The sequence below is a fragment of the Myxacorys chilensis genome (assembly GCF_059505265.1).
The window spans coordinates 1-12600 of sequence record NZ_JCACKG010000102.1 but is presented as its reverse complement, the minus strand read 5'-3'; the positions used below and the strand labels follow the sequence as shown (position 1 = coordinate 12600).

Genomic DNA, 12600 nt, shown 5'->3' with positions numbered 1-12600 from the left:
TTCATCCGATTGATGCTGAAGCGCTTGTCCAATGAGTAAGATCCCAAATGGGTTCTATATCGCATCTGAATTCGCGCATCCTTAAAGAAGGCTGCGATCGCTTGCCATAGAACCGTATGAACTCGTTTTCCAAGTTGCCCCTCTGTCTCCGTTCCCATTACCATAATGTTGAGCGCTTTAACCAGGAACTCTTTGTAGTCATCGAGCCGTTCAGCCTGCTGCTTTTCGGGAAGATGACGAACATCTGGAATCTGAAATAGGTTGTTTGCCTCTGACCCAATATCAAAGTAAGCACCTTGCTCTCCAAAGAACCTCACCAAGTCGGTGTAGGTCGTTGTGCCATCAGATTTTGGATAGTCGAGTGAAATGACGTGCATTCCGTTAGCAATACCGCAAGTGAAGATATCAGACATCAAAACCGACTTACCACTGCGAGTTTCTCCCATGATGAAAATGCCGCGATGCTTGGTGATAAAGTCAATTAAAAGTGGTGCATTGCCCTCACGAGTAATGAATTCTATTCCTCGTAAATCGACAGGTCTAGTACAGGCAAGGGGCATTAATCCGGGTGCTTCATTAGTGAGATAGAGTTGCTTGCGATCGTCGCCTAGTAACCAGTCATCTACAATTGGCAATGACCTTAGCCATAAAGACCAAGCAATCTCAGTTTCTCGAATAAAGTCACCTTGCGGAAAGGCATTTGTTAGCTTTTGACAAGCTTCAGAAAGTGTATACGGGTCATTACGGTAGATGAGTGCGACGACTGAAACCCAGATTGGCATTGCACCTTCATAAATTTTCTCCTGAGCTTCGACCCCCTTTTTCATCCGCATTTGCGAAAGCACATCAACATTTTTGAGTTCGGCAGCTCGATACGTGGCGGTGTAGTTCTGTTTTGTGAGCCGTTGTAAGGTGATTCGAGTCATGACGCGATCAGCCGCCGCCAGTTCGCAGACAAACTCACAGTCAGGAAACTGAGAGAATACCTTCCAGAGGTAGTAAAGCTGATGTTCGAGCGAAGCAAATCCGGGCGGTTTTGACTCCAGCGCGATCGCACCTACAAATTTGCCTTTCACCCATGCCCACTCTCGATCTGCCTTCGGATGGCTTGGTCTACCGTTTTCCCCTCGAACTAACACACTGAGCGCATGATAGGGTTCTCGGATCTCTTCCCTTAAGCTAGCCGTTCCCGCAGTTTCTTGAAGAATCAAGCACTGAGGTAAAGGCAGTGATTGCCGAGTATTGAAGTCACTCCAAACATAGTTCCAGAGATCGATTGCTGTCATCGGAACTCCATGAAGTCCCATACGGGTATTGACTTGCTGTTCCCAATACAAATAGCCATCCGTGAAGGCTTGAGTTAAAAGCTCCAAATAATGCGCTTTCTCCTTCGATTCCTTCATACCCTTGAGCGTCTCGTATTGATTGACAAGCCACGCTAATAGCTTCTCTGTGCGATCTTTGCTGGTTCCCCTCCCTGGCTCAATTGTGTAGGTTGCAAACAGATAAATCTGCTTCGGTTGTCGTTCACCGCGCAGGGTTAATTCCCGTGTTGATCGCTGCTGTGCGAGTAGTAAGAACTGAGTTTCTAAACTTTCAGTCGAGTCGATGAGATGTTCTAGCTCTTGTTGGCGATCGATATCATTGGCAAACGAGCGCAGATGGATGCGAAGTCGATCGCCTGGGCGTAACCCTTTTAATCCTTCTTCCAATCGAGCAAGGACGCTTTCTGCTTGACCATTGGTTAGTAAAGTGTGAATCCCTGCTACCTGGAAGGCAAACACGAATGAGTACTTACGCCCTTTTTTGAGCAAATACGCGCCGATATTCCGACCTCGTAATTCTAGACTACAGATGAATTCCAAATGGGATTCATCCTCAAAGGGCTTGAAATGATAGTGCTTAGTGCTGACTCGTTTCTTCGTCATTTTCTTGCTCTAAACAACTGGTGTAGTGAACATAGCCTCGATTCCAGCCGGGAGGTGAGACAAATTTATTCGTAAATCTCCAGGTTCTTTCGCCTACGACAAGCCACCAAGTACTCAGTCCCCAAGCGCTCACCAGCAGAAACCAGACGAATCTGAGTGAAAGCACAACCTGGACTAGAAAGTAGGAACCAACCAGGATGACGAGTGATGGGGCAAGTAAAGCAGCTGGAATCGGACCTAAGCTGGGTTGCTTACCCAAACTCTGATTAACTGGACGAAATTGATTCGCGCGTTCAGCCATGATCACCTACCTTGATGTCGGTGTCGCAGTTGTGCTGCCGCCGAAGAACATGGCACTCAATCCTTCTACAACTACAACAGCGGCGACTACAATAAAGGCGTTCTGCATCAAGGGTTGCCACTGTTCTCCACGCTGCGCTTGATAAACAGCAAATAGCACAAACCCAACCGCCGTGATCCAGACCACAATTCTGAGTAAGCCAAACAGAAACGTGATGATGCCACTATCAATGTATTGTCCAAAAATGCTGGTGGCTTGCTGTTCGGCGGAGTTGAATAGTTGAGCTGACGCAGGACCGGAGTGAATTAGGATACCTGCAAAGAACAATGCACCCACGATCGCACTGAACATTCTCCATCCTCCGCATTGCCGAAACCACGGATGAGCAGTAAGTATGGGAATCCACTCGAAAAACCGAAGAACGAGCGCTGCCAGAGCGAGCATCAATCCAATTGAAATGGGGAAATGAGCAATCACCAGCAAAGCGGTTAGCCCCAAACAAGTCACAAACGGAATGAATTGGCTGAATAGGTATCTTTTGCTCGATCGCGTCAATTGCGCCGAGCGGGAATGCAACGAAGGAAACTCCATCGTTTTGACTCCTCATTTTTAAACATCAAATTCTTGTGCAAATGCCAGTCAAGGCTTCGTTAATGCGTGTGTAATGAGTTTGGTGATGACTTGAAAGGTAACCCTGATTGAATGCGTCAGCCTTGTGAAGTTCGCAACAAGATTATCTTAATGGGGTTGATGAAATTTTTGACGAAGTTTACAAGTTGAAATAGTGCAGGACTACTGTGTTTCCTCAGAAAAAACTCTACGGAAATAATCTAGAGAAATTACGGATTTTGGTACGTTCTGTTCTTTTGGAAAAAGCTTGTTTTAGACGGTGATTCAGCCATCTCTGATCTCTGCACCCATACAAGCTATAAATACGATAGGTTAAGTCTTTTAGGCTTTTAGCAAGCAATCTTGAAGAGAAGAAATCTCATTCATGGTTCGTGTGATGTTGAATTTAACTTCGATACGATGAACGCTTTATAGTGATGAAGTTGTGATTGTTAATACTGGTCACTCCGCTGATAGATTGAGCCATCACCACGCTTCTTAAGATTGTCTTTAGCTTTTCTTTCCGTATCTTTTTCAAAACTTCTATCTGTCAAAAAGGTGTGTTTTTGATAAGCAAGATGTTTGATATTTTCGAGTGAACAATCTGATCTCAGTGTCTGTCAAAACCCTTGTCAAAACGAGAATTCTTAGTTTTCCGGTTCACCTCTTTATCTGGAGAAAGATATTAAGGAAGGTTACAGACACCAGTGCATGTTGATCGGCTACAGACGAATTTCGCCAGATGACCAAACGTTAGATCTCCAGACAGAAGCGCTGAATCAAGCGGGGTGCAACCGAATTTGGACAGACATTACAACTGAGCCAGGAGCAGAACAACCTGGACTAGATGCAGCGATCGCGTCCGCTTGCCCCGGAGATGTTTTCATCGTGTGGCGACTCGACCGGATTGGCAAACCCCTCAAACCGTTGCTTGAATTGGTCGCTGATTTGAATGATCGAGGGGTGGGCTTCAAGAGCCTGGAAGAAGACTTGGACACGCGCAACTACGATCGGTCTAAAATGCTGCGAGTGCTGAGAGCATTAGTGAACTCTGAGCAGCAGGTGATGACTGAAAAGACACGGATTGGTTTAAAGCGTGCAAGAGCCAGAGGGAAAAAAGGAGGACGTAAGCCCTCGCTCACCCCCCAACAAATCCGCATTGGAAAGACGTTGGCAGCCGATCCGACACAAACCGTTGAAGATGTGTGTCGATCGCTGAAAATCTCTGCGTCTACCTATTACCGATACATTCATCCCAAACAGCAGCAGGAGCGATGAGTAAAGGACAATATCAGAAATGTAGATCTGATGGTTCCCTGCCGCTTGATGAACGAGTTGGTATTAATCGTCTGGCTCACTCTCAATTTGTTGCAACTGCGCGAGGATTTGAATCGCTTCATCGTACGTGACTTGTGCTGTGGTCTTTCGCAGTCGCTCCAGGATGAACCACTTGTACTGGGGCAGCGACCACCCAATTCGCACTGTTTCTCGGAAGATCGATCGCATTACGGTTTCTTGGGCGTCGGTGTACTGAGGTGTGCGGTCTGGATAAAAGGCGGGCGGTTGATTCCCTTGCGACAGCTGAAATAGGTCGGCAGGAAAGGTTTGCACGATCGTACTCAGAAGGGCAGGTGGACGATTCCAGTAGTCGTTTGGGCAAAGATACCAATCGGCGCTATCTAAATGGAATGCTGGAGGCGGCGACGTGTAGAAAATGGCGGAAAGCCCCTTGTTTTGGGGGGAGATGTACTCAGCTGCCGCCGCACGATCGAGCCAATGTTTCTCTTCCTGGGTGAGCGATCGCGCTTTAACTCCATTTGGCAATTTTAGATGCAGCAATCCGGCGTGCCAAAGCTGAATCCGCGTCTCGAGGTCAAGCGATGGCATTTCTTGCCAGCTTTGACCATGCGTTACGTTGTTCGTCGTTCGATTGGCAGTGAATTTGACACCGAAGCCTTTCGCATGAGCCATATCGATTTAGCAGAGTGGAGTGCTGTTTAAATTGTTGCATGTCCTTCTAAGAAAACAAGGGAATCGAAATTTTCTTATGTACAACTCTGATCTTGAATTCTACTTGTACATAAGAAGCTGCTAAATTACATAAGAAAATAAACGATTTAAATTGCTATCTTCTCTCGATGCGTTGAAGCCGTTTCCCAACATATCGGCTCTTCAGCTTGCCGTTCTCACGCCAGTAAGCGTACCAATAAGGACCATGTAGATCTCCGTTGTCTCCAGCGCATTTGCAACCCACTTTCCCACAGCGAACCAGTTCTAGCTGATACAACTGCTCGTCGATGTGTTGAGTTTCAATGATTTCCCGTCCTTTTGCCTTGGTGGATTCTAGTTCAACGGACTGCTGTTCTAGCGATCGCACAATTTCACCGAGTTCCGCATGAAGCTGTTTTGCCTGAGCTAGGGTTAGCTGTCCCAAGGCAGTGCGAAGTTTATCGATGTTAGGACGTTTAGCCATTGCCTTTAAAGAACAAATGCCACACCTCTAAATCACTCAGCATAGCTAGACAAGATTGGGTGAAGTGTCGCCAGAGCGCGAGATTGACTTGCTCAACCGACCAGTTCAACTGAACCATCTGAATCTGGATTGCTGCCCAGATCTCTAAACGATCGAATTGACTCTCACGCTGCGAATTCTGGGGTGGAGAGAGTCGCGGTTCATTCACCCGTAGAAAGCCTGGGTTAACCTGTTCCCATGCCGTTGCCTCTGCAATCAGAATCGGATCGCCAGAGTTCAGAAATCGCTGCATTCGCTCGATTTGCACCTGACTTGGTGAATTAGATTGAATTCGGTGCTGATGTTTCGTTGCGAGTTGTACAGCTTCCTCACAGGCTTCTCGCTGTCCTTGAACATCAAATAATATCTGGAAAGATTCAGCGCTGGCATTCACTGTGCTGGAATCCGAGTTGCGATGAATCAACGAATTACCGCCTATCGAGGCAGAATCTTCGCCTGTAGAACGACCAGAATCATGACTAGGAGAAGTATTACCGCCATCATTAGGTAATAAGCTTGTAGAATCTTGAGGGCTGCTTTCTGGTGCTAATTCCTCTATATAGCTTAGAGAATCAGCCATGAGAAATTGAGGATGCCAAAGATCTCGATGACGATATAGAGAACCTCCTCCAATTCTGTATTGAAGTAAGACTTTGAATCTCTGTGTTGCTTGAGTCGGGAGAATTCCTTTTTCTAGCAAGTCAGCGATCGCACTTCTAATTCGATCCCTTGCTGATGCTGATTGTTGTTGATTCCAAGAAGGTGACTGTTCAACCGCCTTGTCTAATGCTGAATCTTGAGATTTTGCTTTGAATTTCCCATTCTGATCCCCATAGTGGAAGTAATGGCTATTTTCAATGCAGCGTGCCCATTCTTCGGCGCGTTGTTCAATTTCATGCTGATGGCGGCACCACTCTTGATAACCAGGTAGTGCTTTTGCCGTTTCGACAATTTCTTTGATGAGCGCACCGCCTGCAAGTGGTTGTCCACCAGATAAAATGTGGTGGAAGATATATGATCGCATCGTAATGCGCCCCAAGAGTCGGTTAGTCTGCCCATATCCAGTCCAACCGAGTTCGATTTCTGCATTCAGGTCATTGATAAACTTTTCTGCTTTTCCTGATACCCGGAACAGCTGCCGTTTCGCTTGCTTGAGGATTTGCTTCAGGGTTTTAGTATCTAGATCGTTCCGGCTCTGCGCGAAGTGCCAACGATCGACGAAGGTTTGTTGGGTACTCCAAATCGGTTGGAATTCATCGTTGAGGAGATACGATCCGGTTTGAAGTGGTAGCCGATGAGCATTGAACAGGCTCGGTGTTCCGTCGGCAATATAGGGTTTGGGATTGGGAAACACCTCAAGTTGCCCTGGAACGAGTTTGAAGCCGGAGTTTTCAAGCATCGTGGCAACGGCGATCGCTAATTGCCAGCTGCTTTGAGCTTTTGAAAATGGAAAATAGAGGTGCAAGCCTCCACTATGGCTTGATGTACAAATGAGCGATTCAACCAGTCCTAGGGGCTCTAATGCTCCAGTAATGCGACCAAGGGCAAAGGGATCACGGTTTGGGTGATACAAGCTTCCTGCGTCAATATCGAGCAAGCAGTACTGGGTTTCTGCGCCGAAGCGAATCCCGTAAAGGTATGCGCCTTGCTGAATTAAACGATCGTTGAGAGGATGACGAGTTTCAGTCTGCCAATCAACTTTTGCGCCGGCGTGAGGATGCTCTGCCCAGATGTAGTCATAGCGATGTGGAAAAAGTGCGAGGAATTTGTCAGTCCACTCGCGTACACCTTCAAAGGATGGAAAATGTTGCGTTGCCATAGCTCAATGTTTAATGAGTGCGAAGACATCAAAAGCGATGTACTAAACACACTCCGTAGGAGATGCTAGAACTCGATCTGTATAACATGCGCTGATCAGAGTTTTTGGCTTGTCAACAGTCTCGATCTCCAAATAGCTATTTAGTTTGTCAACAATGTCTGTAAATAGCCCACTGATTGAATTTGGGAGATGTTAAGTCAGGCGATTCTAGAATCTATGTCGCTGATCTTTGAAGATCACGTCTGATGATCCTAGAGTCACATTGGTAGGCGCTTTGCAACTAGTCACTCGACTCTAGAATTTCTGTCAACATTGGCAACAGTGTGAACTAGGCGCTAAAGCAGTAACGACATCAAAAGAACTTGGTCAGCCTATTCTAGAAGCTGAGTCAACATTGTCAACACTTTAAGAAAGGGTTGCAAAATACAGGCAATCTTGTTTTCTTTGAGAAGGATGTGGTTAGCAATGACATTTCAACTGTTTTAAGAGTTGGTCAGCCTATTCTAGAAGCTGAGTCAACATTGTCAACATCAGCGAAAATGTGAATTTTTATGAAGTATTTACTTTGTACTCCACTGTAGTAAAGCGGTGGGATTAACCGCAAATTGCTTATTTTCAAAGTAAATTTAGAGTTTTTCATTCCATCTGAGGAATTTGAAATAGAACTAAACTGCTTACTCAGGTCAGTACATTCTAGAAGATTAGTCAATTGATTCTAGAGTTTTTGTCAACAACCACTTTTGGATTTTATCAGTGAAATCCCTACGGTGTATTTGTTTTAAGGCTTATAGCTTAAGAAGAAGTGTGTTGATGGCCTGTTTTTGTTGACAGCGTTGACATCATTCGGTGCCGTAAATCTTGCCTTGCTTTGGCAACAGCTATACTAATTCGAGTTCTATGCTGCTGTTGGCAAACTGCGTGATGTTGGGAACCTCTGTGAAGCACAAGAAAAACAAATCGCCTCAACATGAATCGGCAACATTAAGAGAGGATAGTTCTACCCTGCAACTACCGCCAAAGGTGCAAGCGTCGAGGGGCATTGTGCAGAGCGCCATTATGAAGGAACCGCACAGTATGTCTGGGGATTTATGCTCTGTTGGTGTATCGGAGCGAGTGCGGGATTATGCTGAGAGATTGCGTCGCGGAAAATCCTTTCTTAATCTCGTTTTGGTTCACGTTGCTACTGGTATTAATCAATATCGATTGCGCCAACTGCGGTCTCAAGTCAAAGGGGATTCAGAACTCATCAATCTTTATAACGAAACCGAAAAGGTTGGTGCCCTACAAAAGCGATCGCTCACTCGATTTGAAAAACTATTCAAATCGGTTCTAAAACAAGCATCATTTTGGGAGCAAACAGCGCATTGGGTGACGACTCGGCTTGATCAATGGGCGTTAGATGCGCGAATGCCCCCAGACTGCTCGATTCCGGGTGTTCTAACTGTGGAAGTTGATTCGGCATTGCCAGAAGAAGAGGCGTGGCGCGAATCGATCGTCATTAGTGCCTGTGCATTCCATACAGCAAGCGAATGGTTAAGGCATCTTGACTGGTCAGCTTTCTCAATCGAGGACATTGAGAAACTGTTAGGAATTCGATCTCCTGATACTTCAGCTACTGATCCTGCTTTATTTCAAGAACGAGAGATTGAACGAGTCGCAACTGGCTATCCGATTCTTACTGGGGCACAAGCGCTGATTAATAATCAATGGGAGGAGGGAGAGTACCCATATTGGAAAAAGTTAGTTGGTGAGGGATTCATTCAGCACAACATTGTGCGCCAAAGTCCATCGAACCAACAAATTGAATTAGTGCCTGGTAAAGCGGCATGGGAAATTATTCAGCAGTTTGGTCCAGAAGCGGCTTACGTCCTTCTCATTTTCTCTTCCTATGCCACTGACTCGGAGAAGCCTTGGGAACAGCAAATCCGATTGAAAGGAACCGATTTGATTCGTCTATTTGGCTGGGATAAGCGGACGGATATTACGCTCGGTCAAAAGCTGAAAAAGATTGGCAACTTGGTGGAGTTAGTTTGTAGTTTGTCGGTGTTGATCAGTAACATCAACGTTGGAGCGAATCGCTATAACGTGGCGAGGGGGGCAATGTGGTTGCTTGAGGAATTGGAATATTCGGGACAACTGGCGCTGACGGTGGATGCTAAGCAGGCTGGCGCGTTAAGCTATGAGGCAGGCGATCCAGATGAGTTATATATCAAGGTACGCCCCGGAAGCTGGACAGAGAAGTTTCTAAACGGTAGAGATCTCAGTGGAAAAACTGCCCTTTGCCAGTACGGGTATTTAGCGAAGAGTACGCTACAAATCAATCCCTATCGTCAGCGGTTAGCTTCCAAGCTGGCAATCTTTCTAACGATTATGAGCCGTATCCGACAGGATGGACGGTATGAAGTTGGAACGTTGTTGGAGCGCTTAGAACCAAAGGAGTTGATGTCGGTGGTTCAGCAAAGTAAACAGCGGAGAAATGCATTAATTACACAATGGGATAATGCGCTGTTAACGCTACACGAATTAGGATGGCAAATTGAATTTGATGATGATACTTATCCGGAATGCGTTCGACCGGAATGGAGTTTAGCAAATGAGCCTGAGCAACTCAGAACCCGTCCTCGTAATTGGTTAACGCTGTGGCTAAAAGCGATCGTTATCATTAAACCCACGGTTCTGATTCAGGAAAAATTAGGTTCGGTTCGAGCTTCAAATCCTCAACGTAGTTCAGATTTAACGGTTGCCTCAGATGGTTTGCTAGAGCGATTTCCAGAACTTACGGGGGCGGAGCTAGCGATCGCGCTGGATGCAAAAGGATGGTCTAAGGCAAAACTGGCGAAGGATTTAGGGGTCGATCGATCTTTAATCACGCGGTGGATAAAAGGTGAGCGGGTTATCCAGCCGAAACATCAAACACAGATTCGAGTTCTATTGGAGTTGTGATCTTTGGAGATGTACTACGCAGATCATTTTAGGGTACATACAGCTTAAAAAGGTTTTCGGGAATGCATTAATGCACCCTAAAAATTTGAAGTGAATTCAGTGGTTTAGGGAGAGTACTTTCCTTCGCATATCACGGTTTTGAACGAATTGCACCCTAAGTTTAGGCTCTATTCATGCCTCGAAAAAGTTGTAAGCAGGACATTCCCACTGTCGAAAGTATTCTCCAAGACTGTTACACGCTCAGTTTGGAGAACATGGTGTATTTGCGCGAGGCACTGGGTGTATTGATTGCAGAAGAACAACGACTGGAGGCAGGACCGGATGAGTGGGACGTAAAGCGTGAAGAGAAAATACTACGGACAGGGACACGCGGTTCTAGGGGGAATATCGAATTGAAGATGATTAACGGTTGTGGTCCATATGCCTATCTTCGATTTCGATCGGGCGACACCTACCACTCGTTTTACTTGGGCAAGGCAAGGACTAAATGATGTGGATTCGGATTTAGGGTGCATAAAGCTGAATTTCATAGGCTTTTTCAGTAATATGCACCCTAAAAACAACGGAGATAACAGGGTACGTCTTCAATTGAATCAGCGTACCTAAGAAACCAATCTGGCTGCTCGATGCGGCATACTTGTGTAGAACAATTGTTTCGCTATTACGTTCTTCCTGTGTCTAAACGCTCTTCCCTTTTACCAGATAGCTACAACGATTTCTTACAGGTTCTGAAAGAGCAGATCCGTGCTGCCCAGGTCAGAGCATCGCTTGCTGTAAATCGCGAACTAATTCTGCTCTATTGGCAAATGGGGCGGGAGATTTTAGCCCGTCAACAGCAAGAAGGCTGGGGTGCAAAAGTCATTGAAAAGCTTTCTACAGATTTGCGGCGTGAGTTCCCTGAAATGAAGGGATTCTCTCGATCGAATCTTATGTATATGCGGGCGTTTGCTGAGGCATACGAGGACGAAGAAATTGTCCAACGCAACGTTGGACAATTGCCGTGGCGACACAACATCGCATTGCTGGAGAAGCTTAAATCGTTGAAGATGCGGCTTTGGTACGGCGAGAAAACGATCGAGAATGGTTGGAGCCGCGATGTGTTGGTTTATCAGATTGAGAGTAAGCTATTTGAGCGGCAGGGCGGCGCAATTACGAATTTTGAGCGAACTCTGCCAAAACCACAGTCCGATTTTGCACAGCAACTAATTAAAGACCCCTATCACCTTGATTTCTTATCATTGGGTGAAAGCGCCCAAGAACGTGATCTAGAGCAGGGATTGGTGACGCACATTCGAGACTTTCTACTGGAGCTAGGCGTTGGATTCTCGTTTGTCGGTAGCCAGTACCGCTTAGAGGTGGATAACGAGGATTATTACCTTGACCTGCTTTTTTATCACTTAAAGCTTCGATGCTTTATTGTGATTGACCTGAAAATGGGTGAATTTCAGCCGGAGTTCACAGGCAAGATGAACTTCTATGTGTCTGTGGTTGATGATCAACTCCGCCACCCCGATGATCAACCGACGATCGGTATCATTCTCTGCAAGTCAAAAAGCAAAACAAAAGCCGAGTATGCACTCCGCAATCTTAATACGCCGATCGCGGTTTCAACGCATCGGCTGCCCCAACAGCTGCAAGAAAGCTTGCCGTCAGTTGAACAACTAGAGATGGAGTTGGATGCGCTTGTTTCTAATGTTCAAGACGATTCTAAGAAAGCTGCACTTCAGCAAACTAAGCTTGAGTTGGAATAAGACGACCAGCACTGTAGAGTTGAATCTATGGGTCGAGTAGGTCAGAATGTGCTTTGCCGTGTTGCATCAAAAAATCTTATGTACATTTATATAAATAAGAGTTGTACATAAGATTTTTGGAGAAGCTTCCGTTCACTGGGATTGCCAGAGTTGCAGATGTTTCAGAGCCTTGGCTACAAAGCTATGTCAATGCGAAATATCAGAATGTGCCGCGTCAAGTGACGGTGCAAGCTAAAAAAAGGAAAGTGTCAGAATTAAGACTTGAATAGTGAGGGGAGTTCTGAGATATCAATCATCAGTATCCAGCTCTTCAAACGTTCCTCGTCTGAGCTTTCCGTTGATTAAATGAAACCCTTGCTCGTCTACTAACTCCAATGCTGCTTTGACCAGCAGCGAAATTTGACGCGCTACTGGTCGATCTTCAATTTCCGCCATTTTCTCAATGCGATCGTAAGTCTCTGGATCAAATGGAACCGAGACTCGTTCATCTTTACGTGCCAAATTTTCAACCACATTTACATTCTGCATCTCATTGTACGGTAAGGGTTTCATTCTTTTAATTTTACAGCCTGGCGGGGCAAATAACATCTTATGGATGCAAAATGAATCCATACCTGCTACAGTGATCTCCATACAGAACTTCCAGAACTTCTAGAACTTCCAAAGGAGAAAAGAAATGGTGCTCACAGGGTGACAGCAAAGCTAGAAAATAGACAGAGTGCCGGATGAGGGAAGTG

The 12600-nt window shown here is 45.8% G+C and carries 11 protein-coding genes; 4 read left to right on the top strand and 7 right to left on the bottom strand.

The window, feature by feature from the left end:
• From AC5JLB_RS07875 to AC5JLB_RS07865, 3 genes are all read right to left on the bottom strand, one after another.
• The coding region (locus AC5JLB_RS07875; protein ID WP_495873277.1) for a putative type IV secretion/conjugal transfer ATPase at positions 1-1928 on the bottom strand (1928 nt) is incomplete at its 3' end.
• On the bottom strand, positions 1903-2229 hold the full coding sequence (locus AC5JLB_RS07870; protein ID WP_495873276.1) for a hypothetical protein: 327 nt from the start codon (positions 2227-2229) through the stop codon (positions 1903-1905). The genes AC5JLB_RS07875 and AC5JLB_RS07870, both read right to left, overlap by 26 nt.
• Positions 2230-2235: 6 nt before the next feature.
• Positions 2236-2820 carry a hypothetical protein gene (locus tag AC5JLB_RS07865; RefSeq protein ID WP_495873275.1) on the bottom strand — a complete coding sequence of 195 codons (585 nt, stop codon included), beginning with the start codon at positions 2818-2820 and terminating at the stop codon, positions 2236-2238.
• Positions 2821-3549: 729 nt separating this feature from the next.
• On the opposite strand from AC5JLB_RS07865, the gene AC5JLB_RS07860 reads away from it, so the two are divergent.
• Positions 3550-4116, top strand: coding sequence for a recombinase family protein (locus AC5JLB_RS07860; protein ID WP_495873274.1), 567 nt, complete (start codon positions 3550-3552; stop codon positions 4114-4116).
• Positions 4117-4179: 63 nt separating this feature from the next.
• Here AC5JLB_RS07860 and AC5JLB_RS07855 read toward each other — a convergent pair whose 3' ends face one another.
• From AC5JLB_RS07855 to AC5JLB_RS07845, 3 genes are all read right to left on the bottom strand, one after another.
• On the bottom strand, positions 4180-4809 hold the full coding sequence (locus tag AC5JLB_RS07855) for a hypothetical protein (RefSeq protein ID WP_495873273.1): 630 nt from the start codon (positions 4807-4809) through the stop codon (positions 4180-4182).
• A 154-nt stretch (positions 4810-4963) separates the two neighbouring features.
• Positions 4964-5311, bottom strand: a complete 348-nt coding sequence (locus tag AC5JLB_RS07850; protein ID WP_495873272.1) for a DUF6788 family protein — start codon at positions 5309-5311, stop codon at positions 4964-4966.
• Positions 5304-7169, bottom strand: coding sequence for a hypothetical protein (locus tag AC5JLB_RS07845; RefSeq protein WP_495873271.1), 1866 nt, complete (start codon positions 7167-7169; stop codon positions 5304-5306). Before AC5JLB_RS07845 ends, AC5JLB_RS07850 begins: the two co-directional genes overlap by 8 nt.
• A gap of 897 nt (positions 7170-8066) precedes the next feature.
• On the opposite strand from AC5JLB_RS07845, the gene AC5JLB_RS07840 reads away from it, so the two are divergent.
• The 3 genes from AC5JLB_RS07840 to AC5JLB_RS07830 all read left to right on the top strand — a co-directional run bounded on the left by AC5JLB_RS07840 (position 8067) and on the right by AC5JLB_RS07830 (position 11863).
• Positions 8067-10112 (top strand): helix-turn-helix domain-containing protein, encoded by a 2046-nt coding sequence (locus AC5JLB_RS07840; protein ID WP_495873270.1) that lies wholly within the window; start codon positions 8067-8069, stop codon positions 10110-10112.
• 173 nt (positions 10113-10285) lie between these two features.
• Positions 10286-10603, top strand: a complete 318-nt coding sequence (locus tag AC5JLB_RS07835; RefSeq protein ID WP_495873269.1) for a hypothetical protein — start codon at positions 10286-10288, stop codon at positions 10601-10603.
• Between the two features lie 183 nt (positions 10604-10786).
• Positions 10787-11863 (top strand): PDDEXK nuclease domain-containing protein, encoded by a 1077-nt coding sequence (locus tag AC5JLB_RS07830; protein WP_495873268.1) that lies wholly within the window; start codon positions 10787-10789, stop codon positions 11861-11863.
• A 288-nt stretch (positions 11864-12151) separates the two neighbouring features.
• Here the strand turns inward: AC5JLB_RS07830 and AC5JLB_RS07825 are convergent, their stop codons facing one another.
• A complete protein-coding gene (locus AC5JLB_RS07825) occupies positions 12152-12496 on the bottom strand; it encodes a hypothetical protein (protein WP_495873267.1) in 345 nt (114 codons plus the stop codon).
• Positions 12497-12600: the final 104 nt, after the last annotated feature.

Bases quoted from the DNA above. Each gene is read 5' to 3' on its own strand.
- AC5JLB_RS07845 (WP_495873271.1), bottom strand. From the start codon at position 7,169: ATGGCAACGCAACATTTTCCATCCTTTGAAGGTGTACGCGAGTGGACT.
- AC5JLB_RS07855 (WP_495873273.1), bottom strand. From the start codon at position 4,809: ATGGCTCATGCGAAAGGCTTCGGTGTCAAATTCACTGCCAATCGAACG.
- AC5JLB_RS07860 (WP_495873274.1), top strand. From the start codon at position 3,550: ATGTTGATCGGCTACAGACGAATTTCGCCAGATGACCAAACGTTAGAT.
- AC5JLB_RS07850 (WP_495873272.1), bottom strand. From the start codon at position 5,311: ATGGCTAAACGTCCTAACATCGATAAACTTCGCACTGCCTTGGGACAG.
- AC5JLB_RS07870 (WP_495873276.1), bottom strand. From the start codon at position 2,229: ATGGCTGAACGCGCGAATCAATTTCGTCCAGTTAATCAGAGTTTGGGT.
- AC5JLB_RS07865 (WP_495873275.1), bottom strand. From the start codon at position 2,820: ATGGAGTTTCCTTCGTTGCATTCCCGCTCGGCGCAATTGACGCGATCG.
- AC5JLB_RS07840 (WP_495873270.1), top strand. From the start codon at position 8,067: ATGCTGCTGTTGGCAAACTGCGTGATGTTGGGAACCTCTGTGAAGCAC.
- AC5JLB_RS07835 (WP_495873269.1), top strand. From the start codon at position 10,286: ATGCCTCGAAAAAGTTGTAAGCAGGACATTCCCACTGTCGAAAGTATT.
- AC5JLB_RS07825 (WP_495873267.1), bottom strand. From the start codon at position 12,496: ATGGAGATCACTGTAGCAGGTATGGATTCATTTTGCATCCATAAGATG.